Here is a 22,096-nt window from a genome sequence, read left to right on the forward strand (position 1 = left end):
GAACAGATGACCGAAACCAAAACGCCAGCCCCCGCAGCGCCCGCGCCCCCGCCGGGCGCGCGCCGCCCGTGGGCGCGCGCGATGCTGCATCATCTGGGCCAGTTATGCCTTGGTTGCGCGACATTCGTTCTGGTGATCGCCGTGGCGCTGCTTGGGGTGCTGGCGGCAGGGGTGGGCGCGCCGGGCTGGCTGCGCGACCGCGCGGCGCAGGAGATCAGCGCGGCGCTGCCCGAGCACCGGCTGACGTTTCAGACGCTGGGATTGGGCCTCGGCGAGGGGATGGCGCCGCGCGTCAGCTTGCGCGGCGTGAGCCTTCGCGATGCGGGCGGCGCGCCGCTGATTGACTTGGCCGCGCTCGAGGTCACGCTGTCGCGCGCGGCGCTTCTCGGTGGCGAGGTGAAGCTGTCCCGGGTCAGGCTCGACGGTGGGCGGCTGGCGCTCTGGCGGCGCGAGACAGGCGAATTGTCGGTCGCTTTCGAGGGCGGCAATGGCACGGGGCGTCATCCCGCGAGCGACCGGCCGCTGACCGAACAGATCGGCGCGATGCTGGCACAGCCCGCGCTTGCCGCGTTGCGCGAGGTCAGCGCCGAGAACATCAGCCTGCGTTACGAGGATGCGCGCACGGGCGTGGCGTGGTCTGCCGATGGCGGACGGGCATCGCTCACCCGCAATGGCGATGCGATCGCGCTACGTGGCAATGTCACCGTGCTGGGTGCGCGCGGCTATGCGAGTTCGCTGGAGCTGAGCTATCAGGGCCGGGTCGGTGACGCGGCGGCGGATATCGGCATCCGCTTCGAGGATTGGCCTGCGCGCGAGATCGCCGGACAATCTCCGGCGCTCGCGTGGCTGGGCGCGCTGGAGGCACCGATTTCCGGCGCTTTGCGCGCCGGGGTCGATGAGCGCGGGCAGCTTGGGCCGCTGAGTGCCACGCTTCAGATCGGCAAGGGGGCCTTGCGCCCCAACCCGGCGACTTCGCCGATCCCGTTCCGGTCGGCGCGCAGCTACCTGACCTATGACCCGGACGCGCAGGAGATCACGTTCAACGAGCTTTCGGTCGAGAGCGATTGGGGCAGTGCCCGCGCCGAGGGGCGCGCGCGGCTCATCGGCATGGAGGCAGGCTGGCCAAGCGGGCTTGAGGCGCAGATCCGGCTGGGAGAGATCGCGGCCAATCCGGCGGGGCTATACCCCGCGCCGGTGGTCTTCGAGGGGGCGGGGGCGGATATCCGGCTGGAATTCGCGCCCTTCGCGCTCGATCTGGGCGACTTCCGGCTGCGCGATCAGGGGCAGGTGCTGCGCCTGAGCGGACGGGCGCGGGCCGAGGTCACTGGCTGGTCGGCGGTCATCGAGGGGCGGATGGACGCGATCACGCCCGAGCGGTTGCTTGCGCTCTGGCCGCTGACGGTCAAGGACAAGGCGCGCGCCTGGCTGGCCGAGAACGTTCTGTCGGCGCGGCTGAGTGACATTCAACTGGCCCTGAGCGTGACACCCGACGCGCCGCCCGATGCGTTTCTGGGCTTCGACTTCGCGGATTTCTCGGCGGTCTACGTGCGTGACGTGCCGCCCATCGAGGGCGCGGCGGGCCATGGCTCGATCCGTGACAACCGGCTCGGCATCTTTGCCGAGCGCGGGCATGTCACCCCGGCAGAGGGCGGGCGGCTCGATATTTCCGGCACCTCCTTCATCATCCCTGACCTGCGGATCAAGGAGACCCCCGCCGAGGCCCATCTGCGGGTCAGCGGCCCGATCACCGCCGCCCTGTCGCTGCTTGATGCGCCGCCCTTCCGGTTCATGGAGAAGGCCGGGCGCGACGTGGCGCTGGCCGAGGGGCAAGCGGAGATCACCGGGCGGCTTGACCTGATCCTCAAGAAGGGGCTGAAGCCCGAGGAGGTGGCCTTTGACGCGCAAGGCACGCTCAGCGCGCTGCGCAGCGACACGCTTGTTAAGGGCCGCGTTCTGACCGCCGATACGCTTGGCATCACCGCGGATAACACCGAAATCGAGATCAGCGGCGATGCACGGTTAGGGCAAGTGCCGTTTTCGGGGGCCTGGACCATGCCGCTCGGTCCCGGCACGGGCGGTGAAAGCCGGGTGCGCGGTAGGGTGGAGCTGTCGCAGGCGTTCATCGACGAGTTCGGGATCGGCCTGCCGCCCGGTGCGGTGTCGGGGCGCGGGCAGGCGACGGTCGAGATTGCGTTGCCCAAGGAGGGCGTGGGGCAGATGGCGCTCAACTCCGATCTGGCGGGGCTGGGGCTGCGCATCCCCGAGCTTGGCTGGGCGCTGTCGCCGGAGGCCACCGGGCGGCTGGATGTGGCGGCGACGCTTGGCACGCCGCCGCAGATCGACACGCTGGCCATTGACGCGGGCGGCCTGCGCGCGCGCGGAGAGGTGCGCTTGACGCCGGAGGGCACGCTCGGGGCGGCGCGCTTCACCCGGCTTGAACTGGGCGACTGGCTCGATGTGCAGGCGGCGCTGATCGGGCGCGGCGCAAACGTGACACCGCGCGTGGAGGTGACGGGCGGGCGCGTCGATCTGCGGCGCGGCTCTTTGGGCGCCGGCGCCGGCGAGGGCGGACCGGTCAGCCTGCGCCTTGACGAATTGCGCATCACCGACGGCATCGCGCTGACCGGGTTTCGCGCCGATCTCGAGACGCGCGGCGGGGCGCAGGGCCGCTTTACCGCGCAGGTGAACGGCAAGGCCGACATAACCGGCGATATCGTGCCGATGGCCGGGCGCAGTGCATTCCGCATCCGTGCGCAGAACGCTGGCGCGCTGCTGGCGGCGGCGGACATGTTGCAGGACGCGCGCGACGGCACGCTCGACATGTCGCTCCGGCCCGCCGAGGGCGAGGGCAGCTATGACGGCGTGCTCTCCATCAAGCAGATCCGCGTCAAGCGCGCGCCCGCGCTCTCGACCTTGCTCAACGCCGTGAGTGTGGTGGGCCTCCTGGAACAGCTCAACGGGCAGGGTCTGCATTTCGCCGAGGTGGCGGGCCGGTTTCGCCTGACGCCCGACCGCCTGACGCTGCTTGAGGGCAGTGCTGTCGGGGCCTCTGTGGGCATTTCCATGGACGGGTTTTTCGATCTGACGCGCAAGCGCATGGACATGCAGGGCGTGCTTTCGCCGGTCTACGTACTCAACGCCCTTGGCGGTGCGCTGACGCCGCGCGCGGGCGAGGGGCTCATCGGGTTCAACTTCACGCTGCGCGGGTCGGTTGACAATCCGGTGGTGGCGGTCAATCCCCTCTCGGCGCTGGCCCCCGGCTTTCTGCGCGAGATGTTCCGGCGGCCCGCGCCGCAGGTGGAGGGCGCGCCGCCCGCGGTTTCGGGACAGAGCGTCGCGCCGCGCGCCCCTGATGACTTTGAGAGAAACGACAGATGAAGCTGGCTGATTTCGATTTCGACCTGCCCGAGGCGCTGATTGCCACGCGGCCCGCCCGCCCGCGCCGCGCCGCGCGGCTGCTGGTGGCCGAGGGGGGCGCGATCACTGACAGCACCGTGGCCGATCTGGGGCACTGGTTGCGCGCCGGTGACCGGCTGGTGCTGAACGACACCAAGGTGATCCCCGCCCGCCTGTCGGGCACCCGGGCGCGGGCGGGGGGCGCGGGCGCGCGCATCGAGGTGACGCTGCTGGAGCCGCAGGCCGACGGGACATGGTCGGCGCTGGTCAAGCCGCTGAGAAAACTGCGCGAGGGCGAGGTCGTGGTTTTCTCCGACACGCTCTCGGCCACGCTCGAGGCGCGCGGGGAGGGGCAGGCGCGGCTGCGCTTCAACCTTGCGGGTGAGGATTTCGACACCGCGCTCAACGCCGCCGGTGCGATGCCGCTGCCGCCCTATATCGCCGCGCGCCGTCCCGCCGATGCGCAGGACCGCGAGGATTATCAGACCGTCTGGGCACGCCGCCCCGGTGCCGTGGCCGCCCCCACCGCATCCTTGCATTTCGACGAAGTGGTTCTGGCCGATCTGGCGGCGCGCGGTGTCGTGTTCAGCCATGTCACGCTGCATGTCGGCGCGGGCACCTTCCTGCCGGTCAAGGTCGAGGACATCACCACCCACAGGATGCATGCCGAATGGGGCGAGGTGAGCGAAAGGGCCGCCGCCGAGATTGCCGCGACCAGGGCCGCGGGCGGGCGCGTGATCCCGGTGGGGACCACCGCGCTGCGTCTGATCGAGACGGCGGCGCGCGCCACCGGAGAGATCGCGGCGTGGCAGGGCGAGACCGACATCTTCATCTATCCCGGCTTCGAGTTTCGCGTCACCGATGCGCTGATGACAAATTTCCACCTGCCGAAATCGACGCTCATGATGCTTGTTTCGGCGCTGATGGGGGCCGCGCGCATCCGCGCGCTCTATGCCCATGCCATAACCGTAGGATACCGTTTCTTCTCTTATGGCGACGCGTCGCTGTTGATCCCGGGGCCAAAGCCTGACAGGGCGGGCGCGACCGCGACGGATTGAGTCGCAATTGGCGGTGCGGCGCGCGCGCTCCGGCGACAGGGTGGGGCGGATGGAAAGGGGAAACGATGCTGAAGGTCCTTTCAGGTGCGTGGGCGCTGCTTCTCGGGATGATGCTCTTGCAGGTCGGCAACGGCATGCAGGGCACGCTGCTGGGGGTGCGCGGCGCGCTTGAGGGCTTTTCCACCTACGAGATGTCGGTGGTCATGTCGGCCTATTTCCTTGGGTTCCTGTTCGGCTCGCGCATGGCGCCCGAGATGATCCGCCGCGTTGGCCATGTGCGGGTCTTTGCCGCGCTCGGCTCGATGATATCGGCGGTGCTGATCCTCTATCCCACGATCACCGAGCCCTGGGCCTGGGCCCTGGGCCGGGTGCTGATCGGGTTCTGTTTCTCGGGGGTCTATGTGACCGCCGAAAGCTGGCTCAACAATTCCGCGACCAATGCCACGCGCGGCAAGGCGCTCTCGCTCTACATGATCGTGCAGATGGTGGGGATCGTCTCGGCGCAGGGCCTGATGGTGCTGGCGGACCCGTCGGGCTATGTGCTCTTCGTGATCCCCTCGGTGCTGGTGTCGCTCGCGTTCGCGCCTATCCTTTTGTCGGTCAGCCCGACACCCGCCTTTGATTCGACCAAGCCGTTGTCGCTGCGGCGGATTTTGGAAATCTCGCCGCTGGGCTGCGTGGGAATGCTTCTCACCGGGGGCGTCTTTGCCGCGCAATTCGGCATGGCCGCCGTCTACGGGGCCGAAGCGGGGCTGAGCGTGGGTCAGATTTCGGCCTTTGTGGCGTCCTTCTATATCGGCGCGGTGCTGGCGCAATATCCGCTGGGGTGGCTGTCGGACCGGATGGACCGGCGCAAGCTCATCGCGGGCGTGTCGCTGGTCACGGCGCTTGGCGCGGTGCTGGGCATGGCCTCGGCGGGGGATTACCGCCTGCTGCTGGCGGCGGCCTTTCTGGTGGGCGGCTCGTCCAACCCGCTCTATTCGCTGCTCATCGCCTATACCAACGACTTTCTGGAGCATGACGACATGGCCGCAGCGGCAGGCGGAATGGTCTTCATCAACGGGCTGGGGGCGATTGCCGGGCCGTTGATGGTGGGCTGGATGATGGGGGTCATGGGCCCCAAGGGCTATTTCCTCTACATCGCCGTGCTGATGGCCGCGCTCGTGGTCTATGCGCTCTACCGCATGACGCAGCGTGCTGCGCCGACGCCGTCGCAGACCGACAGCTACATGCCGGTCTCGCCCTCCTCCTCGCCGATGGCGGTGGAATTTGCGCAGGAAATCGCCATCGAGGCCGCGCAGGACGCCGAAGAATCCGCCAAAAGCGACGAAACATGACCCTTTTGAAGTAACATTTTACTAAGAAATGCTTAAGTTAAGGTGTAGCATGAATTTATTGTGACAGGGAAAGTGAGGAAAATCCCATGGTGTCGCCTGATGATGTGTTGCGCTTCTGGCTTGATGAGGTTGGCCCGAAGGGCTGGTATGAGAAGGATGACACGCTCGATGCGGAGATCCGGGCGCGTTTTCTCGGTGCCTGGGAGAACGCGCGCACCGGCACCTATGCGATGTGGCTGACCTATCCCACCGGGACGCTGGCCTATGTCATCCTGACTGATCAGTTTCCGCGCAACATGTTCCGCGACGAGGCGCGCGCCTTCGAGACCGACCGCGCCGCGCTCGCGGCCGCCAAGGTGGCGATCAACCGGGGCTGGGACATGCGCATAGACGAGCCCGCGCGGCAATTCTTCTACCTGCCCCTGATGCATTCGGAAAATCTCTGCGATCAGGAACGCTGCATTCGCCTCATTTGCGAACGGATGCCCGAGCACGGGCCGGGCAACCTGCTTCATGCCCGCGCGCATCGCGAGGTGATCCGCCGCTTTGGCCGCTTCCCCTATCGCAACGCGGCGCTTGGCCGCGCCTCGACCGCGCCGGAACGCACGTTCGAGGACGAGGGCGGTTATGGCGCGCTTGTCCGGCAGGTGCAAAAGGCCGCCTGAGCGGCCCTGCATCCCGTGCATGGCAGGTTTTCCGGCCTGTGCTGCAATGCGGCGTTGTGATCTTTCGGAAAATAGTTTAACGCTGAACTAGTTTTCGGGGATGGAGGACCGCATGGCACCGCAAAGCTTTGACATGATCGTAATCGGGGCGGGACCGGGGGGCTATGTGGCCGCCATCCGGGGCGCGCAGCTTGGCCTCAAGGTGGCCATCGTCGAGCGCGAGCATATGGGCGGCATCTGCCTCAACTGGGGCTGCATCCCCACCAAGGCGATGCTGCGGTCCTCCGAGGTCTTTCACCTCATGCACCGGGCCAAGGAGTTCGGGCTGAGCGCGACAGGGATCGGCTATGATCTCGACGCGGTGGTGAAACGCTCGCGCAACGTGGCCAAGCAATTGAGCGGCGGCGTCGCACACCTCATGAAGAAGAACAAGGTCACGGTGGTGATGGGCGCGGCAAGCCTTCCCGCCAAGGGCCGTGTCAGCGTCAAGACCGACAAGGGCACCGAGGAACTGGCGGCCAAGCATATCGTGCTGGCCACCGGCGCACGCGCCCGCGAATTGCCGGGGCTGGAGGCGGACGGCGATCTCGTGTGGACCTACAAGCACGCGCTGGTGCCGCCGCGGATGCCGAAAAGGCTTCTTGTCATCGGTTCGGGTGCCATCGGTATAGAATTTGCCAGCTTCTACAACACCCTGGGTGCCGATACGACCGTGGTCGAGGTGATGGAGCGTATCCTGCCGGTGGAGGACGCCGAAATCTCGGCCTTTGCCAAGAAGTCCTTTACCAAGCAGGGGATGAAGATCATGGAGAAAGCCATGGTCAAGCAGCTTGATCGGGGCAAGGGCACCGTCACCGCGCATATCGAGATGGGCGGCAAGGTCGAAAAACATGCGTTCGACACGGTGATTTCCGCCGTCGGCATCGTCGGCAATACCGAGGGTCTGGGGCTGGAAGAGTTGGGCGTCAAGGTTGACCGCACCCATGTTGTCACGGATGAATATTGCCGCACCGGGGTGGAGGGGCTCTATGCCATCGGCGATATCGCGGGCGCGCCCTGGCTTGCGCACAAGGCCAGCCATGAAGGCGTGATGGTGGCCGAACTGATCGCGGGCGGCCATCCGCATCCCGTCAAGCCCGAGAGCATCGCAGGCTGCACCTATTGCCACCCGCAGGTGGCCAGCGTCGGCCTGACCGAGGCCAAGGCCAAGGAAAAAGGCCATGACATCAAGGTCGGCCGTTTCCCCTTCATCGGCAACGGCAAGGCGATTGCACTTGGCGAGCCGGAAGGTATGATCAAGACCGTGTTCGATGCGAAAACCGGCGAGCTTCTGGGCGCGCACATGATCGGCGCGGAAGTTACCGAACTTATTCAGGGCTATGTGGTGGGCCGTCAGCTTGAGACGACCGAGGAGGACCTGATGAATACGGTCTTCCCGCATCCCACCCTCAGCGAGATGATGCACGAAAGCGTTCTGGACGCTTACGGGCGCGTGATCCATATCTGACTGGGACGGCGCATGGCCCCGTCCCCAAGGCGAAAGCCACGAGAGGGACGGAATGAAACGCATATATCTGGACTGCAACGCCACGGCGCCGTTGCGCCCCGAGGCGCGCGCGGCGATGGTGGCGGCGATGGATGTCATCGGCAACCCGTCCTCGGTCCATGCCGAGGGGCGCGCGGCCAGGGGTCTTGTCGAGCGGGCGCGCGCGCAGGTCGCGGCGGCCTTCGGGGCCGAGGGGGCGGATGTGATATTCACCTCCGGCGCGACCGAGGCGGCGGCGCTTGCGCTCGAGGGGCGCGGCCTGGTCGGGGCGGGGATCGAGCATGACGCGGTGCGCGCCTGGATCACCGAGGATCTGGAGGTCGGCGCAAACGGGCAGGTTGCCGTAAAAGACCCCGCGCGCAGCACACTGCAACTGGCCAATTCCGAAACCGGCATCCTCCAGACCCTGCCCGAGGGCCTTGCCGTCAGCGACATGACGCAGGCCTTTGGCAAGCTGCCGGTCGCCTTCAACTGGTCGGGCGCGCAGATGGCGCTTGTCTCGGCGCACAAGCTGGGCGGGCCAAAGGGCATCGGCGCGCTGGTGGTGCGGCGCGGCACCGATCTGGCGGCGCGGATCAGGGGCGGCGGGCAGGAGATGGGCCGCCGCGCGGGCACCGAGAACATCATCGGTATCGCCGGTTTCGGGGCTGCGGCCGAGGCGGCGGCCCGCGATCTGGCCGCCGGTGTCTGGGCGCGCGTGGAAAAAATTAGAAACATTCTAGAATCCGCTATTGCAGAGATTTCTAATGAGACTATTTTTGTCGGGAAAGACTCGCCCCGGCTGCCGAATACAAGCTGCTTCCTGACACCGGGATGGAAAGGGGAGACGCAGGTCATGGCGCTCGATCTTGCAGGCTTTGCCGTTTCGGCAGGGTCGGCCTGTTCCAGCGGCAAGGTGCAGGCCAGCCGGGTCTTGCTGGCCATGGGCTATGACGTGCCCGCCGCATCGTCGGCGCTGCGCGTCTCGCTCGGGCCGGAGGTGACGGAGGAGGATGTCATGCGCTTTGCCGAGGCCTGGGCAAAACGCTGGCAGCGACACAGGGCCAGACTGGCCTGAGAATTGGAGTGACGCGATGGCGGTTGTGGACGAAGTGCAGATCAAGGAAGGCGTCGATCAGGAAACGGTCGATGCGGTCCGGCAAGTGGGCAGCGCCTACAAGCACGGCTGGGAAACCGAGATCGAGATGGATTTCGCGCCCTTGGGCCTTGACGAGGATATCGTGCGCCTGATCTCGTCGAAGAACGAGGAACCCGAGTGGATGACAGAATGGCGTCTCGGGGCCTATCGCCGCTGGCTGAAGATGACGGAACCCGACTGGGCGATGGTCGATTACCCCAAGATCGACTTTCAGAACCAGTATTACTATGCCCGTCCCAAGTCCATGGAAACCAAGCCGAAATCGCTTGACGAGGTCGACCCCAAGCTGCTGGCCACCTATGCCAAGCTGGGCATCCCGCTCAAGGAACAGATGATCCTTGCGGGCGTCGAGGGGGCCGAGGACGCGCCCGCCGAGGGCCGCAAGGTGGCCGTGGATGCGGTTTTCGACAGCGTGAGCGTCGGCACCACCTTTCAGGCCGAGTTGAAACAGGCCGGCGTCATCTTCTGCTCGATCTCCGAGGCGATCCGCGAGCATCCCGAACTGGTTCGGAAATATCTCGGCTCGGTTGTGCCGGTCTCGGACAATTACTATGCCACGCTCAATTCGGCGGTGTTCTCGGATGGCTCCTTCGTCTACGTGCCGCCCGGTGTGCGCTGCCCGATGGAGCTTTCCACCTATTTCCGCATCAATGCCGAAAACACCGGCCAGTTCGAGCGCACGCTCATCATCGCCGACAAGGGCGCCTATGTGAGCTACCTTGAAGGCTGCACCGCGCCGCAGCGCGATACCAGCCAGCTTCACGCCGCGGTGGTGGAACTCGTTGCGCTGGAAGATGCCGAGATCAAGTATTCCACCGTCCAGAACTGGTATCCCGGCGACGAGACCGGCAAGGGCGGGATCTACAATTTCGTCACCAAGCGCGCCGATTGCCGGGGCGACCGCTCCAAGGTGATGTGGACGCAGGTCGAGACCGGCAGTGCGGTGACGTGGAAATACCCGTCCTGCATCCTGCGCGGGGACGAGTCCCAAGGCGAATTCTACTCCATCGCCATCACCAACAACTATCAGCAGGCCGATACCGGCACCAAGATGGTGCATCTGGGCAAGAACACCCGTTCGCGCATTGTCTCCAAGGGGATCAGCGCGGGCCATGCCCAGAACACCTATCGCGGGCTTGTGTCGATGCACCCCAAGGCGAAGAACAGCCGCAACTATACCCAATGCGACAGCCTGCTCATCGGCGACAAGTGCGGCGCGCATACGGTGCCCTATATCGAGGTCAAGAACAACTCCAGCCGGGTCGAGCACGAGGCGACGACATCGAAGGTGGATGACGATCAGCTCTTCTATTGCCGCGCGCGCGGCATGGACGAGGAGGAGGCGGTGGCGCTTGTCGTCAACGGCTTCTGCCGCGAGGTGCTTCAGGCGCTGCCGATGGAATTTGCAATGGAGGCGCAGCAACTGGTGGCCATTTCGCTTGAGGGGTCGGTGGGCTGAGCGCCCCCGCGTCACGATGACCGACACGCCCACCATCACCCGCCCCGAGCTGACCCTGCCCGAGGCCGAGGCCGCCCATCTGCGCGCGGCCTATGAGGATGCTTCGGCGATCCTCGAATACGGCTCGGGCGGCTCGACGGTGATGGCGTCGGAAATGCCGGGAAAACGCGTCTGGTCGGTCGAGAGCGACGAGGCCTGGGCGGCGATGATGCGCGGCTGGCTCAAGGCCAACCCGCCCGCCCCCGGGACGACGGTCGAGGTGATCTGGGCCGATATCGGCCCGACCGAGGACTGGGGCCACCCCGCCGACAAGAGCGGCTATCTGCGCTATGCGCGTTATCCGCTGGGGATTTGGGAGCGCACGGATGTAACCCCCGATCTGGTGCTGGTGGACGGGCGGTTTCGCACCGGCTGCGCGCTGGCGGCGGCGCTTCATGCCAAGGGGCCCCTGCGGCTTCTCTTTGACGATTACGCGCCGCGCCGCCATTACCACCGGATCGAGGAATTCATCGGCGCGCCGCGTCGGATGATCGGACGCATGGCCGAATTCGAGCTTGCACCGCTCACCCTGGCGCCGCGCGACCTTGCCACCGCAATCGAGATGATGCTGCGGCCCTGACGCTGCAAGAAACACCTGAGAGGAAATAAAAATGCTGGAAATCAATAACCTGCACGTCGATCTTGAAGAAGAGGACAAGGCGATCCTCAAAGGCGTCAACCTCAGTGTCGAGGCGGGCAAGGTCCATGCGATCATGGGGCCGAACGGCTCGGGGAAATCGACGCTGTCTTATGTCCTCTCGGGGCGGGGCGGCTATACCGTCACGCAAGGCAGCGCCACGCTCGACGGTGCGAACCTGCTGGAGATGGAACCCGAAGAGCGCGCTGCTGCCGGACTTTTCCTTGCGTTTCAATACCCTGTCGAAATCCCCGGTGTGGGCAACATGACCTTTCTGCGCACCGCCGTGAACGCACAGCGCAAGGCGCGCGGCGAGGGCGAAATCAGCGCCGCCGATTTCCTCAAGCTCGTGCGCGAGAAGGCCAAGGCGCTCAAGATCGACGCCGACATGCTCAAGCGCCCGGTCAATGTGGGCTTTTCGGGCGGCGAGAAGAAGCGCAACGAGATCCTGCAAATGGCCATGCTGGAGCCGCGCATGTGTATCCTCGACGAGACCGATTCAGGTCTTGACGTGGACGCGATGAAGCTGGTGGCCGATGGTGTGAACGCCCTGCGCGACGCAGGGCGCGGATTTCTGGTTATCACGCATTATCAAAGGCTTCTGGACCATATTGTGCCCGATGTGGTGCATATCATGGCCGATGGCCGGATCATCAAGTCGGGCGGGGCCGAGCTTGCGCTCGAGGTGGAGAAAAACGGTTATGCCGACATCCTGACGGAGGTGGCATGATGGCGAGCCCGCAGGCGAAGGAAGCCCCGGCCATGGATACCCGACCACTTCCCGAGGGCGGTGTCTGGATCACGGCGGCCCGCAAGGCGGCACAGGCGCGGCTGACCGGGATGGGTCTGCCGCAGCGGCGCGACGAATACTGGAAATTCACCCGTCCCGACAGCCTGACCGTGCCCGAGGCCCCGCGCGCCGCGCTGTTTCAGGGCGAGGTGCCCGAGGTGTTCGGCACGCGTGACCGGCTGCGTATCGTGTTCGTGGATGGCGTGTTTGACCCGCAGGCAAGCGACGATCTGGCGCTTGAGGGCGTGCGGATCGAGCGGCTGGCGGAGGTCGAGGCGCAGGATATCCACTGGGCGCGCGATCTTTACGGCACGCTCGAGGCGCGCGGGCAAAACCCGGTGCCGCGCCCGCTGGCCGCATTGAACACGGCGCAGGCGCGCGACGGTGTCCTGATCCATGTCACGGGGCGGGCCCGCAAGCCGATCCATCTGGTTTATGTCCATAAATCAGAGGTTTCCGACGCGATCTTGCACCATTGCATACGGCTTGATGCGGGGGCCGAACTGACCCTTCTCGAAACCGGTCCGGCCGCCGCGCGGTTCAACAAGGTGATGGAAGTGGACGTGGCCGAACGCGCCGCCTTCCACCACCTGCGCATCCAGGGGCCCGACCATGAGCGCCGCGCGATCACCCATATCTTTGCCCGTCTGGCACAAGAGGCGGTGTTCAAGACCTTCAGCCTGACAGCGAATGGCGTGCTCACGCGCAATGAATGCGTGATCGAGATCGCGGGCGATGATGCCAGCGCCCATGTCGCGGGTGCTGCGATGGGGGGCGGTGATTTTCACCATGATGACACGGTGTTCATCACCCATGACGCGCTGCGCGGCGAGAGCCGGCAGGTCTTCAAGAAGGTGCTGCAAAACGGGGCGACGGGCGTGTTTCAGGGCAAGATTCTCGTGAAACCCGGCGCGCAGAAAACCGATGGCTACCAGATCAGCCAGGCGCTGCTGCTCGATGACGACAGCCAGTTTCTCGCCAAGCCCGAGCTTGAGATCTACGCCGATGACGTGGCCTGTTCGCACGGGTCCACTTCTGGCGCGATTGACGAGGACGCGCTTTACTACCTGCGCGCGCGCGGCATCCCGAAACCCATCGCCACCGACCTGATGGTGCTGTCCTTCCTGGCCGAGGCGGTGGCCGAGATCGCCGACGAAGGGCTGCGCGACGAGATCATCGGCCATTTCGAGGCCTGGCTGGAGCGGCGGCACGGCTGATGCCCGTCGCACAGGATATTGCGGCCACCTATCGGGGGCCGCGCCGGGTGGTGGCGCGGCTTCTGGCCATGGGGCCGCGCGAGGATCGCGCACTGGCGCTGCTGATGGGGGGCTGTGCGCTGGTGTTCGTGGCGCAATGGCCGCGACTGGCACGAGAGGCGCATCTGGCCCACGAGGCGCTCAACCCGCGCCTTGCGGGCGCGCTTCTGGGCTGGATCGTGATCGCGCCGCTGTTGTTCTATCTGCTGGCCTTCATCAGCCAGTTGATCGCGCGGCTGATCGGCGGGCGGGTGACGGGTTATGGTGCGCGGATCGCCCTTTTCTGGGCCTTTCTCGCCGCGGCACCGGTTCTGTTGCTGCACGGGCTGGTGGCGGGGTTCATCGGTCCCGGCACGGGGATGACGATCGTCGGCGCGATCTGGTGTGGCGTTTTCCTGTGGTTCTGGCTATCGGGTCTGCGTGAGGCAGGATGGAGCAGGCGATGAACGGCGCGGATTTCTGGGCATTGGTGCGGCAGACCCTGTTTCAGCCGCGCGCGGCCGCCGCACACCTCCTGACGCTGCGTGTGCGCCCCGAGGCCGGGTGGCTGGGGCTGGCGCTCATGGCGGTGCTCAACACGCTGGTCTATACGCTCTCGATCCACATGAGCCCGCCCTCTGACCCGATGGCCATGGGCATGGTGGGGCCGGCCTTTCACATGCCGGTGATCTTTGCCCTCATGCTCTTTGGCGCGCTTGCCTTCACCGTGCTGGCGCTGACCCATGTGGGGCGCTTCATGGGCGGGCAGGGTGGCGTCGGCGACGTGCTGATCCTGCTCACCTGGATGCAGGTGCTGCGGCTTCTGGTGCAACTTGGCGTCGTGGTGCTGGCACTGGTTGTGCCGGTTTTCGGCGCGCTGGTGGTGCTGGTGGCGGCGGTCTGGGGGATCGTGATCCTTCTGGCCTTTGTGGATGTGGCGCACGGGTTCGGGAGCCTCTTTCGCGCGGCGGGTGCGGTGGTGGCATCCATCGTGGCGCTGGCGGTGGCGCTCAGCGTGCTTTTCAGCCTGCTGGGCGTGACCATGATCGGAGGAATGTGAGCATGTATGATGTCGAGACGATCCGGGCCGATTTTCCGATTCTCGCGCGTGAGGTGAACGGCAAGCCGTTGGTCTATCTCGACAACGGGGCCTCGGCGCAAAAGCCGCGCGCGGTGATTGACGCAGTGACGCAGGCCTATTCCCATGAATACGCGAATGTTCACAGGGGCTTGCACTACCTTTCCAATGTAGCCACCGAGAAATACGAGGCCGTGCGCGGCATCATCGCGCGCTTTCTCGGCGTCGCGGACGAGCGGCAGATCGTGCTCAATTCCGGCACCACCGAGGGCATCAACATGGTGGCCTATGGCTGGGCCATGCCCCGGATGGGGCCGGGGGACGAGATCGTTCTGTCGGTCATGGAGCATCACGCCAATATCGTGCCGTGGCATTTCCTGCGCGAGCGGCAGGGCGTGGTGCTGAAATGGGTGGATGTGGATGCGACCGGCCATCTCGATCCTCAAAAGGTGATCGAGGCCATCGGGCCGAAGACGAAACTTGTTGCAATTACACATCTTTCCAATGTCTTGGGGACAATAGTTGATGTGAAATCCATCTGCGATGCCGCGCGCGCGCGCGGCGTGCCGGTGCTGGTCGACGGCTCTCAGGCGGCCGTTCACATGCCGCTCAACCTCGACGGGATGGGCTGTGATTTCTACGCCATCACCGGTCACAAGCTCTATGGTCCGTCAGGCTCTGGCGCGATCTTCGTGCGGCATGAGCGCATGGCCGAGATGCGCCCCTTCATGGGCGGCGGCGACATGATCCGCGAGGTGACCAAGGAGGCCGTGACCTATAACGACCCGCCGATGAAATTCGAGGCCGGCACGCCGGGGATCGTGCAGACGATCGGGCTTGGCGTCGCGCTCGAATACATGATGGGCGTGGGGATGGAGGCCATCGCGGCCCACGAGGGCGATCTTGCGCGTTATGCGCGCACGCGGCTCTCGGGGCTGAACTGGCTTGGCCTTCAGGGCACGACCGAGAGCAAGGCCGCGATCTTTTCCTTTACCATGGAGGGCGCGGCGCACGCGCATGACATCTCGACCATCCTCGACAAGAAGGGCGTCGCGGTGCGCGCGGGTCAGCACTGCGCGGGCCCGCTGATGGATCACATGGGCGTGTCGGCCACCTGCCGCGCGTCGTTTGCGATGTACAACACGCGGGCCGAAGTCGACAAGCTCGTCGAGGCGCTGGAACTGGCGCATGACCTCCTGGCCTGAATTAGCGATTGCGGCACCGCGCGCGCGCGGCTATACCGCCCGCGTGAGACGTTGAAATTCAACGGGCACCCATAGCTCAGCTGGATAGAGTGTCGCCCTCCGAAGGCGAAGGTCGTAGGTTCGAATCCTACTGGGTGCGCCATTTCGCAATTAGCCGATGAAATACCCCCTAACACCTTGAAGGGGAAAGAAACTTTTTGGGTTCGAACACCCTGATTCCGGCAGTAGCCGATAGGCTCGACAAAAGCCAGTCTGAGCACCATTTGTTGCCCAGCCAAACTTGAATTTTTCCAAATTTACCAAGGACTTGCCTAGAAATTCATGGCGAGTTCGAGCGACTCCTCAAAGGTATGCTTGGGCTTTCCAGCCGAAGCGATCTGCTCTTCGATCAGGATTCGGTCCTCTTCGAGCTTTTTAATCTTGCGCTCGAAGGCATTCCAGTACTCCGCCCGCGCCGTTAATATCGGCGCGAAGCTTGAGATGCGCTTCAAGACCGCGTGCACGGCGCGAAATATCATCGATAATGACAACGTGCGGGTCTTTCCGCTGGCGGCGCAGGAACGTGTGCATGTCCGCCATACCAGGGCGTGCGGTGAGGCTTCCCGACATAACCGTGAAGCGGTGAACCAGTTACTCGGCGCGTTCGACTTCTGGGAATACAAGCAGGAAGGCTGGAACCAGCAGCAGACCATCCCGGCCTTCAGCGACGACATTCCGCTCAGCGAGATAATCCCGTTTATTGGGCAAATCCGCTACAAGAACCCCGGCGATAGCTTGCAGCATTCGGCCATCATGGTCGTTCATGCGCCAGCACGCGCTCCTCGCCCGCGCGGCCGAGCGCCCGGTTGCGCTCGTCCCGGCCTGCCACGTCGAACTTGTGGGCGATGTGGAGCATCGGCTCCAGCTCATGCGGGGGCGGCTGGTTCGACAGCGTCGGCGGCGGCCTGATCCAGATCTGCGTCGCCTCGCGCAGGCCAGTGGCGGTTTGCAGCCCCGGTTGGCGCCCGAGCCAGGCCGGGTTCAGCGCCAGCCACCGCGCCACGGCATCCACCAAGGTCATCTGGAAGTTGAACGCGGGCTTGTAACCGGGGATCCAGTCCTCGCCGAGCCCCTTCAGCACCGCGCTGATGTTCTGGTGCTTGAACTCGACGGAGCCCTCGGACCGGTCGTTCAGCAGCGGCAGGAGCGCGCGGCGGTGTTCGGCCTTGCTGTGGCGGCGCCCGGAGATGTCGTCAGCCAGCATCGCGAAGTAATGCAGACCGATATTGTGCTCGAAAATGTGGTGTCGGCGCGCCGCATCGTGATCGACACCAAGTTCACCGAGATTGTCACAGCTGGCTGGCGGCGCGAGGCGACGCTGCGCAGCGGATATCTTTACCAAGTCTACGCCTATCTGCGCTCCCAGACAGGTCGGGGCGACGCGCTGGCGGACCGCGCCGAGGGCGTGCTTCTGCACCCAACGATCGGAGAAGCGATGGACCAAGCCATTTCTGTGCATGGACATCTGATTCGTTTCGCCACAGTCGATCTCGCAGCCGACGGCACGGCCTTTCGTCGGCAACTTCTCAAACTCACTCATCAGTTTCAGGGCGAGACACCCCCTGATGAACCTCCAGCCCCCTAGCGGCGTGCAGCTTGCTGCAGAGAACGAGTTTCAGCGTGCCTCCTTCAGCCGACCTTGCAGCCCCAGAACGAGGTGTGATCGGCGGCGAAGTAGCCGTCCGCGACCCGGAAATACCCCTGGAGCTCGACGGTATCGCCGGCAGTCAGAGGGACCATCGTCTGCAGCCAGATCGCGGTGGCGAGCGAGACATGGGTGGCGGAGATTTCGCCGACGGAGCCGCGGATTTCCGTCGTGCCGTTCAGCACGAGCCGCCCTCGCATGCGGGCCGTACCGAAGGTGACGACGCCAGTGGCGGTGTCGACCGACCAGCCGGAGGGCTGCTCGACCCCGCTGATGGCGATGCGCACGGTGCCCGCCACCGGCTTGGCGATGGCGCGCGTCCAGGATTGCGCCCCTGAGGTATAGCGCTTGACCAGCTGGAAGGCGGTCGTCGTGCCGTCGCCGGTGCCGATCGTCTGGTCGGTCGGCGAGGGTGTGCCCGAGGGAAGGCAGGACTTGTGGTCGCCCCAGTCCTTGAACCGAAATCCATGCAGGCGCCCGTTGCGCGCCTCGAAGAAGGCGACGACGGCGGCGAGATCGTCGGCGCGGCGGATGCCGTAGGCGACGTCGTAGCGGCGGCGGCTGTTCGCCCAGCTGGCGTTCCTCTTCTCGTCGCCCGAGGCGAGTTCGACGATCTGCGTGCGCCGCTCGGGTCCGCCGCGCGCGCCGCGGCTGATATTGTCGGGAAACCGGACCTCGTGAAACGCCATCACATGCCCCTCCGCCCGAGCGACACGGCGCGGGCGATATCCGCCGCGACCTGCGTGCGGGACTGCCGGAAACTCTCGGCGTCGCGGGCCATGATCGTGACATTGACGCCGCCGCCTGCGCCGTAGCTCTGCGCTTCGCGTCGCGACAGCAGCTGCTCTCCACGCTGCAGGATCGCGGGCACCTCGTCGTGACGAAGCCCAGCCATCCCGCCGCCATGCATTCGCGGGGCAGCGGCGAAGGCCATGGCCGGGACCATGCGCGAGGGCCCGGCAGAGCCGACCATCCCGCCCGCATGCAGGACGTTCGCGAAAATGCCGCCCGCCCCGGAGAACACGCCGGAGAGCGCATTGGCGATCGGCCCGAGGATGAACCGCCGCGCCGCGAGCTGGGCCAGATCGGCGAGCAGAGAGGTGACGAGATCGTGGAAGTTCAGCTTCCCGGTCTTCACGAACTGGCCCACCGCGTTCTCGGCCGACTGGAAGGCGCCGACGAGGCTCTGGCCGATGTCGCCACCGATCTCGCGCGCCTTGCTCGCGTAATCCGACAGCGCCGCCGTGACCGCCTGCCAGCCGGTGACGGCGGCCTCGGTGTCGGGCTCCGCTGCCGCAGCAGCAGCCCCGGCCGTCGCACCTGCACCCGTGGCAGCGCGTCCGGCATCGCCAAGCGCCGTCTCCAGCCGCTCGGCCGCGCTAGTGGCCCCGGTCAGCGCGTCCGCGCCATCCTGATCGCTCCCGCGCACGGCATCGCGAAGCGCCTGCCAGCTTTCCAGCGGGGCACGCGCACTCTCGGCCAGATCGCGCGCGGCCCAGCGTCTGGATCGAGGCGACGGTGGTGCCGAGGGACTGCGCGAGCTTCGCCTGCGCATCGACCGTCTGCAGCCCGGAGCGGATCATCGCCACGCCAGCGGCGGCAGCGGCGGCCACGGCGGCAACGGCCGCGATCTTCACCCGGCGCGAGAAGGCGGCAAGCCGGGCATTCGCCGCCTCCATCTCCCGGCTGAGCCGCCCAAACCCGCGCGCGCCAGCCTCGCCGACACCTTCCAGCTCCGCGCGCACCTGCCGTCCACCCACGGCCGCGAGGCGGACGCTGACCCGTTTTTCCGCCATTCCCGATATTCCTTGTGAAGAAGACGTCAGCCCGCAGAACGGCTCCACGCGCCCCTTGAAATATGTATCATGTCGTGATACATACCCTCATGATCGTCAGCACGAAAGGCAAGCGCGCGGCGAACGCGGTGGCAGATCGGTTCGGCAAGGGTTTCCCGGCCGACCTGGTCAAGCGAGCGCGGGCGATGTTGTCGGCGCTCGATGCCGCCGTGGTTCTCGAGGATCTCCGGTTCCCGCCGGGCAATCACCTCGAGGAACTGAAAGGCGACCGGGCGGGACAGCATTCGGTGCGCGTGGGCGGCCAGTGGCGCATCTGCTTCGTGTGGACCGATCAGGGACCGGCCGACGTCGAGATCGTCGACTATCATTGAACGGGCATTGAAAGGGCGCGACATGACACTGATGAAGAATCCCTCTCACCCCGGCGAGGTTCTGGAGGAACTCTATCTCGGGCCGCTCGACATGAGTCCGATCGCGCTCGCTCGGCGTCTGCATGTGCCCCGCACGCGGATCGAACGGTTGGTGAAGGCTGAAACCGCTCTCACCGTGGACACTGCGATGCGGCTGGCGAAGTTCTTCCGCACCACCCCGGAATACTGGATGAACCTGCAACGCGCCTGGGATCTCGCGCGAGCGCGCGACACGGTCGACGTCTCAGGCATCACGCCGCTCGAGACCGCCTGACGCCATCTGTTCGTTGAGCTTGGCCACCATCACCGCCTCGATCACCGGCAGCAGTTCGGCCATGGCGAGGGGTGGGACGCCGAGGGCGTTACCGAGCGCCAGCGCCGCCGACATGTCCCAGCCGATCACCGCGCCGGGGAGTACGCGAAGCTGACCGCCGAGGCGACCTACGAGGTCCCAGACCTGCCAGCCTTCGTGGGTCAGCGGCCGGTTCAGCCGCGCCGGGCAGTCTTCGCACGTCGCTTGGCAGGCGTCGCAGTAGCGCTCGCCCCCGCCGAAGGACCATTCGGCGAGAGCGCGGAGGCGTTTTTTTCCTGTTCCAGTAGCAGGCCTTTCGAGACATAGGTCAGCTGGAAGGCTTCGAAGATCGGCCAGACGTCGAGCAGCGCGTCGATGGCCTCGGGGCTGGGCTCGATGGAATTGCCGTCGGCGTCGCCGATGCCTTCCCACGCGAGCACCGCCCGCCGCGCCAGCGCCTTGGCGAAGGCGACAGCCCGCTCTTCGTCGGAAGCCTCCTCGGGCACCGCTTCGACGGCGGAATCGCTGCGGGTCGCCACCATCAGCGCGGTGGTCAGCGGTCGCAACTGCACCCGGACGCCGGGTGCCAGGTCATGCCAGCGCGGCGCGTTCGTCAGATCAAGCGTCAGCATCAATAGGTCTCCACGTCGTTCACGAGGGTGGCGGTGCACATCCGGCCGACCACACTGTCGCGCGCGGCCTGCCAATCGAAGGTCGCCTGCACGCCCTGCGGCCCGGAAATGTCGATGCGCGGGCGCGGCAGGTAGACGGCGTGCACGGTGAAGGTGAAGCTCTCGCCCGACCGGAACGGCGTGACCTTCGTCTCAGTGACCCAGTCCTTCAACACGACGACGTCCATGGGGCGGCTGACGCTGAACATCCTGCTGTCCTTCGCCCAGTTCGAGCGGGAGGTGACGGCCGAGCGCATCCGCGACAAGGTCGCTGCCAGCCGGAAGAAGGGTATGTGGATGGGCGGGGTGCCACCATACGGTTACCGCGTCGAGAACCGGAAGCTGGTGGTCGACGAAGAGCACGCTGAGCACGTTCGCTGGGTCTTCGACCGCTTTCTCGAGATCGGGTCCTGCACGGAACTGGCGAGAGAGATCACGAAACGCGGCACCCGGACGCCGCGCGGCAACCGGATCGACAAGAAGTACCTCTACCGGATGCTAAACAACCGCCGGCGGGCAGCAGACCCCAGATCGCCTTGATCGCCTCGTAGGCACCCTCAAACGTGTTCGCGGCGGTGTTGCCGAAGCCCCGGAGGGGATGGGCCTCGAATCCAACGTTCTCCACCCTCTAAACCATTGTTTTAATTGATGAGACTGATGGTTTAGGTCGTCACTTGGTTCAATCGCGACTGGCAGCGAAAAACGCCCGCGGCGTTACGATTGAATGCATCGACAAGACAGAGGCCTTGAAACACCCCCAGCCCAGGTTTGATGACAGTCATCTGCCGGCTTCGGCGTTTTTGACCTTCCCTGAGAGGGGTGCCAAAATGTAAGCAAGGCCCATCACGTTGACATGGCGGCACTTTTTAAAAGGCCGTGGTGGAGCCCGGCAAGATGAAATCGACCTTATCCCTGCTTCTGGTCTTCCTGAACCAGTTCTTCATGCCGCGGCACAACGCGCAGCTGAGGCTGCTGAAGGCCCAGATTATGATCTTGCGGGCCCGCATCCCGACGCAAAGGATTATCCTGTCGCCCGCCGAAAAAGCCGAACTCATTCGCATTGGGGCTGAGTGCGGGCACGATATCGACGGGATCATGGAGGTGGCCAAGCCTGCAACCTACAAGCGCTGGCTCGCTCAGATGCGTGTCGGGACCCCTTTCAAGGCCGTGGGACGACCGCGCCTGACGCAGGAACTGCGCGATGTCATCATCCGCATCGGATCGGAAAACCTCCTTTGGGGCTACAAGCGTATCGCAGGCGAGTTGAAGAAGCTGGGGCTCCATGCCGGTGCGAATTCCGTCAAACGCATCCTGAACGAGGCGGGCATCCACCCGAGCCCTGAGCGACGCAGGAAGAAGCCCGCTCTGCCGTGGACCACGTTCATCCGGGCGCACATGGACACCATGATCGCCTGCGATTTCTTCACCAAGACCGTCTTTACGCTCAGCGGGCCAAGGACGGCCTATGTGCTTATGTTCATCCATCTTGGCAGCCGCCGCGTCTATTGCAGCGCTCCGTCCTATGCCCCGGATTCGGCATGGGTGACGCAGCAGGCCCGCAACACTGCGTATTCCGGGGTGATGCGCCCACCGATTCCGATTTGATGCGCCCACGCGTTCCGATTTTATCCGCCCACCGATTCCGGGGGATCCGCCCACC

22 protein-coding genes, 1 tRNA gene and 4 pseudogenes are annotated in these 22,096 nt (G+C 65.4%); 19 read left to right on the forward strand and 8 right to left on the reverse strand.

The window, feature by feature from the left end:
• Nucleotides 1-6: 6 nt before the first annotated feature.
• From ABIE57_RS16515 to ABIE57_RS16580, 14 genes are all read left to right on the forward strand, one after another.
• Nucleotides 7-3,378, forward strand: coding sequence for a YhdP family protein (locus ABIE57_RS16515; RefSeq protein WP_354540127.1), 3,372 nt, complete (start codon nt 7-9; stop codon nt 3,376-3,378).
• Nucleotides 3,375-4,454, forward strand: coding sequence for a tRNA preQ1(34) S-adenosylmethionine ribosyltransferase-isomerase QueA (gene queA, locus ABIE57_RS16520; protein ID WP_354540128.1), 1,080 nt, complete (start codon nt 3,375-3,377; stop codon nt 4,452-4,454). Before ABIE57_RS16515 ends, queA begins: the two co-directional genes overlap by 4 nt.
• 65 nt (nt 4,455-4,519) lie before the next feature.
• Nucleotides 4,520-5,791 carry an MFS transporter gene (locus ABIE57_RS16525; protein ID WP_354540129.1) on the forward strand — a complete coding sequence of 424 codons (1,272 nt, stop codon included), beginning with the start codon at nt 4,520-4,522 and terminating at the stop codon, nt 5,789-5,791.
• Between the two features lie 86 nt (nt 5,792-5,877).
• On the forward strand, nt 5,878-6,456 hold the full coding sequence (locus ABIE57_RS16530) for a DUF924 family protein (RefSeq protein WP_354540130.1): 579 nt from the start codon (nt 5,878-5,880) through the stop codon (nt 6,454-6,456).
• A 112-nt stretch (nt 6,457-6,568) separates the two neighbouring features.
• Entirely contained in the window at nt 6,569-7,963 is a 1,395-nt protein-coding gene (gene lpdA / locus ABIE57_RS16535) for a dihydrolipoyl dehydrogenase (protein ID WP_354540131.1), read from the forward strand.
• A gap of 52 nt (nt 7,964-8,015) precedes the next feature.
• On the forward strand, nt 8,016-9,059 hold the full coding sequence (locus ABIE57_RS16540) for a cysteine desulfurase family protein (RefSeq protein WP_354540132.1): 1,044 nt from the start codon (nt 8,016-8,018) through the stop codon (nt 9,057-9,059).
• Nucleotides 9,060-9,075: 16 nt separating this feature from the next.
• The gene (gene sufB / locus ABIE57_RS16545) at nt 9,076-10,599 is read left to right on the forward strand and encodes a Fe-S cluster assembly protein SufB (RefSeq protein ID WP_354540133.1); all 1,524 of its coding nucleotides are present in this window, start codon (nt 9,076-9,078) and stop codon (nt 10,597-10,599) included.
• A gap of 16 nt (nt 10,600-10,615) precedes the next feature.
• Complete coding sequence (locus ABIE57_RS16550) at nt 10,616-11,218, forward strand: hypothetical protein (RefSeq protein WP_354540134.1); 603 nt, start codon at nt 10,616-10,618, stop codon at nt 11,216-11,218.
• A gap of 31 nt (nt 11,219-11,249) precedes the next feature.
• The gene (gene sufC, locus ABIE57_RS16555; RefSeq protein WP_354540135.1) at nt 11,250-12,005 is read left to right on the forward strand and encodes a Fe-S cluster assembly ATPase SufC; all 756 of its coding nucleotides are present in this window, start codon (nt 11,250-11,252) and stop codon (nt 12,003-12,005) included.
• On the forward strand, nt 12,005-13,282 hold the full coding sequence (locus ABIE57_RS16560) for a SufB/SufD family protein (RefSeq protein WP_354540153.1): 1,278 nt from the start codon (nt 12,005-12,007) through the stop codon (nt 13,280-13,282). The genes sufC and ABIE57_RS16560 overlap by 1 nt, the downstream gene beginning before the upstream one ends.
• Complete coding sequence (locus tag ABIE57_RS16565; RefSeq protein ID WP_354540136.1) at nt 13,282-13,767, forward strand: YIP1 family protein; 486 nt, start codon at nt 13,282-13,284, stop codon at nt 13,765-13,767. The genes ABIE57_RS16560 and ABIE57_RS16565 overlap by 1 nt, the downstream gene beginning before the upstream one ends.
• Complete coding sequence (locus ABIE57_RS16570; protein WP_354540137.1) at nt 13,764-14,360, forward strand: Yip1 family protein; 597 nt, start codon at nt 13,764-13,766, stop codon at nt 14,358-14,360. The genes ABIE57_RS16565 and ABIE57_RS16570 overlap by 4 nt, the downstream gene beginning before the upstream one ends.
• A 2-nt stretch (nt 14,361-14,362) precedes the next feature.
• On the forward strand, nt 14,363-15,583 hold the full coding sequence (locus ABIE57_RS16575; protein WP_354540138.1) for a cysteine desulfurase: 1,221 nt from the start codon (nt 14,363-14,365) through the stop codon (nt 15,581-15,583).
• A 65-nt stretch (nt 15,584-15,648) separates the two neighbouring features.
• Nucleotides 15,649-15,725: transfer RNA gene (locus ABIE57_RS16580), tRNA-Arg, on the forward strand.
• Between the two features lie 272 nt (nt 15,726-15,997).
• On the opposite strand, the gene ABIE57_RS20635 is transcribed toward ABIE57_RS16580, so the two are convergent.
• The 3 genes and pseudogenes from ABIE57_RS20635 to ABIE57_RS16595 form a co-directional block, all read right to left on the reverse strand.
• Nucleotides 15,998-16,192: a hypothetical protein gene (locus ABIE57_RS20635; RefSeq protein WP_502950139.1), complete on the reverse strand. Its 195-nt coding sequence runs from the start codon at nt 16,190-16,192 to the stop codon at nt 15,998-16,000.
• 21 nt (nt 16,193-16,213) lie between these two features.
• Complete coding sequence (locus ABIE57_RS16590; protein ID WP_354540140.1) at nt 16,214-16,387, reverse strand: hypothetical protein; 174 nt, start codon at nt 16,385-16,387, stop codon at nt 16,214-16,216.
• Nucleotides 16,380-16,826: pseudogene (locus ABIE57_RS16595) on the reverse strand (protein NO VEIN domain-containing protein); the annotation flags it as partial. The gene ABIE57_RS16590 and the pseudogene ABIE57_RS16595, both read right to left, overlap by 8 nt.
• Nucleotides 16,827-16,835: 9 nt before the next feature.
• Here ABIE57_RS16595 and ABIE57_RS16600 point away from each other — a divergent pair.
• Nucleotides 16,836-17,207, forward strand: a complete 372-nt coding sequence (locus ABIE57_RS16600) for an McrC family protein (RefSeq protein WP_354540141.1) — start codon at nt 16,836-16,838, stop codon at nt 17,205-17,207.
• Nucleotides 17,208-17,251: 44 nt separating this feature from the next.
• On the opposite strand, the gene ABIE57_RS16605 is transcribed toward ABIE57_RS16600, so the two are convergent.
• Both ABIE57_RS16605 and ABIE57_RS16610 read right to left on the reverse strand, forming a co-directional pair.
• Complete coding sequence (locus ABIE57_RS16605; protein WP_354540142.1) at nt 17,252-17,956, reverse strand: phage distal tail protein, Rcc01695 family; 705 nt, start codon at nt 17,954-17,956, stop codon at nt 17,252-17,254.
• Nucleotides 17,956-18,768: pseudogene (locus tag ABIE57_RS16610) on the reverse strand (phage tail tape measure C-terminal domain-containing protein); the annotation flags it as partial. The gene ABIE57_RS16605 and the pseudogene ABIE57_RS16610, both read right to left, overlap by 1 nt.
• A gap of 384 nt (nt 18,769-19,152) precedes the next feature.
• On the opposite strand from ABIE57_RS16610, the gene ABIE57_RS16620 reads away from it, so the two are divergent.
• Both ABIE57_RS16620 and ABIE57_RS16625 read left to right on the forward strand, forming a co-directional pair.
• On the forward strand, nt 19,153-19,434 hold the full coding sequence (locus ABIE57_RS16620) for a type II toxin-antitoxin system RelE/ParE family toxin (RefSeq protein WP_354540145.1): 282 nt from the start codon (nt 19,153-19,155) through the stop codon (nt 19,432-19,434).
• A gap of 22 nt (nt 19,435-19,456) precedes the next feature.
• Nucleotides 19,457-19,747 carry a HigA family addiction module antitoxin gene (locus ABIE57_RS16625; protein WP_354540146.1) on the forward strand — a complete coding sequence of 97 codons (291 nt, stop codon included), beginning with the start codon at nt 19,457-19,459 and terminating at the stop codon, nt 19,745-19,747.
• Here ABIE57_RS16625 and ABIE57_RS16630 read toward each other — a convergent pair.
• The 3 genes and pseudogenes from ABIE57_RS16630 to ABIE57_RS16640 form a co-directional block, all read right to left on the reverse strand.
• Nucleotides 19,718-19,861, reverse strand: a complete 144-nt coding sequence (locus tag ABIE57_RS16630) for a DUF7697 family protein (RefSeq protein ID WP_354540147.1) — start codon at nt 19,859-19,861, stop codon at nt 19,718-19,720. The two genes, ABIE57_RS16625 and ABIE57_RS16630, sit on opposite strands and share 30 nt — an antisense overlap.
• 98 nt (nt 19,862-19,959) lie before the next feature.
• On the reverse strand, nt 19,960-20,397 hold the full coding sequence (locus ABIE57_RS16635) for a phage-derived protein YdaY family protein (protein WP_354540148.1): 438 nt from the start codon (nt 20,395-20,397) through the stop codon (nt 19,960-19,962).
• Nucleotides 20,397-20,567, reverse strand: a pseudogene (locus ABIE57_RS16640) (phage tail tube protein); the annotation flags it as partial. The pseudogene ABIE57_RS16640 and the gene ABIE57_RS16635, both read right to left, overlap by 1 nt.
• Between ABIE57_RS16640 and ABIE57_RS16645 the strand changes: the two are divergent.
• Both ABIE57_RS16645 and ABIE57_RS16650 read left to right on the forward strand, forming a co-directional pair.
• Nucleotides 20,566-20,946, forward strand: a pseudogene (locus tag ABIE57_RS16645) (recombinase family protein); the annotation flags it as partial. The pseudogenes ABIE57_RS16640 and ABIE57_RS16645 overlap by 2 nt on opposite strands.
• A 366-nt stretch (nt 20,947-21,312) precedes the next feature.
• On the forward strand, nt 21,313-22,041 hold the full coding sequence (locus tag ABIE57_RS16650) for a hypothetical protein (protein ID WP_354540149.1): 729 nt from the start codon (nt 21,313-21,315) through the stop codon (nt 22,039-22,041).
• Nucleotides 22,042-22,096: the final 55 nt, after the last annotated feature.

This window comes from Roseovarius sp. MBR-6, assembly GCF_040547525.1.
GTDB lineage: Bacteria > Pseudomonadota > Alphaproteobacteria > Rhodobacterales > Rhodobacteraceae > Roseovarius.

Excerpts from the sequence above, each read along its gene's own strand:
- ABIE57_RS16515 (WP_354540127.1), top strand. The coding sequence starts at position 7 with ATGACCGAAACCAAAACGCCAGCCCCCGCAGCGCCCGCGCCCCCGCCG.
- queA (WP_354540128.1), top strand. The coding sequence starts at position 3,375 with ATGAAGCTGGCTGATTTCGATTTCGACCTGCCCGAGGCGCTGATTGCC.
- ABIE57_RS16525 (WP_354540129.1), top strand. The coding sequence starts at position 4,520 with ATGCTGAAGGTCCTTTCAGGTGCGTGGGCGCTGCTTCTCGGGATGATG.
- ABIE57_RS16530 (WP_354540130.1), top strand. The coding sequence starts at position 5,878 with ATGGTGTCGCCTGATGATGTGTTGCGCTTCTGGCTTGATGAGGTTGGC.
- lpdA (WP_354540131.1), top strand. The coding sequence starts at position 6,569 with ATGGCACCGCAAAGCTTTGACATGATCGTAATCGGGGCGGGACCGGGG.
- ABIE57_RS16540 (WP_354540132.1), top strand. The coding sequence starts at position 8,016 with ATGAAACGCATATATCTGGACTGCAACGCCACGGCGCCGTTGCGCCCC.
- sufB (WP_354540133.1), top strand. The coding sequence starts at position 9,076 with ATGGCGGTTGTGGACGAAGTGCAGATCAAGGAAGGCGTCGATCAGGAA.
- ABIE57_RS16550 (WP_354540134.1), top strand. The coding sequence starts at position 10,616 with ATGACCGACACGCCCACCATCACCCGCCCCGAGCTGACCCTGCCCGAG.
- sufC (WP_354540135.1), top strand. The coding sequence starts at position 11,250 with ATGCTGGAAATCAATAACCTGCACGTCGATCTTGAAGAAGAGGACAAG.
- ABIE57_RS16560 (WP_354540153.1), top strand. The coding sequence starts at position 12,005 with ATGGCGAGCCCGCAGGCGAAGGAAGCCCCGGCCATGGATACCCGACCA.
- ABIE57_RS16565 (WP_354540136.1), top strand. The coding sequence starts at position 13,282 with ATGCCCGTCGCACAGGATATTGCGGCCACCTATCGGGGGCCGCGCCGG.
- ABIE57_RS16570 (WP_354540137.1), top strand. The coding sequence starts at position 13,764 with ATGAACGGCGCGGATTTCTGGGCATTGGTGCGGCAGACCCTGTTTCAG.
- ABIE57_RS16575 (WP_354540138.1), top strand. The coding sequence starts at position 14,363 with ATGTATGATGTCGAGACGATCCGGGCCGATTTTCCGATTCTCGCGCGT.
- ABIE57_RS20635 (WP_502950139.1), bottom strand. The coding sequence starts at position 16,192 with ATGTCGGGAAGCCTCACCGCACGCCCTGGTATGGCGGACATGCACACG.
- ABIE57_RS16590 (WP_354540140.1), bottom strand. The coding sequence starts at position 16,387 with ATGAACGACCATGATGGCCGAATGCTGCAAGCTATCGCCGGGGTTCTT.
- ABIE57_RS16600 (WP_354540141.1), top strand. The coding sequence starts at position 16,836 with ATGCAGACCGATATTGTGCTCGAAAATGTGGTGTCGGCGCGCCGCATC.
- ABIE57_RS16605 (WP_354540142.1), bottom strand. The coding sequence starts at position 17,956 with ATGGCGTTTCACGAGGTCCGGTTTCCCGACAATATCAGCCGCGGCGCG.
- ABIE57_RS16620 (WP_354540145.1), top strand. The coding sequence starts at position 19,153 with ATGATCGTCAGCACGAAAGGCAAGCGCGCGGCGAACGCGGTGGCAGAT.
- ABIE57_RS16625 (WP_354540146.1), top strand. The coding sequence starts at position 19,457 with ATGACACTGATGAAGAATCCCTCTCACCCCGGCGAGGTTCTGGAGGAA.
- ABIE57_RS16630 (WP_354540147.1), bottom strand. The coding sequence starts at position 19,861 with ATGTCGGCGGCGCTGGCGCTCGGTAACGCCCTCGGCGTCCCACCCCTC.
- ABIE57_RS16635 (WP_354540148.1), bottom strand. The coding sequence starts at position 20,397 with ATGCTGACGCTTGATCTGACGAACGCGCCGCGCTGGCATGACCTGGCA.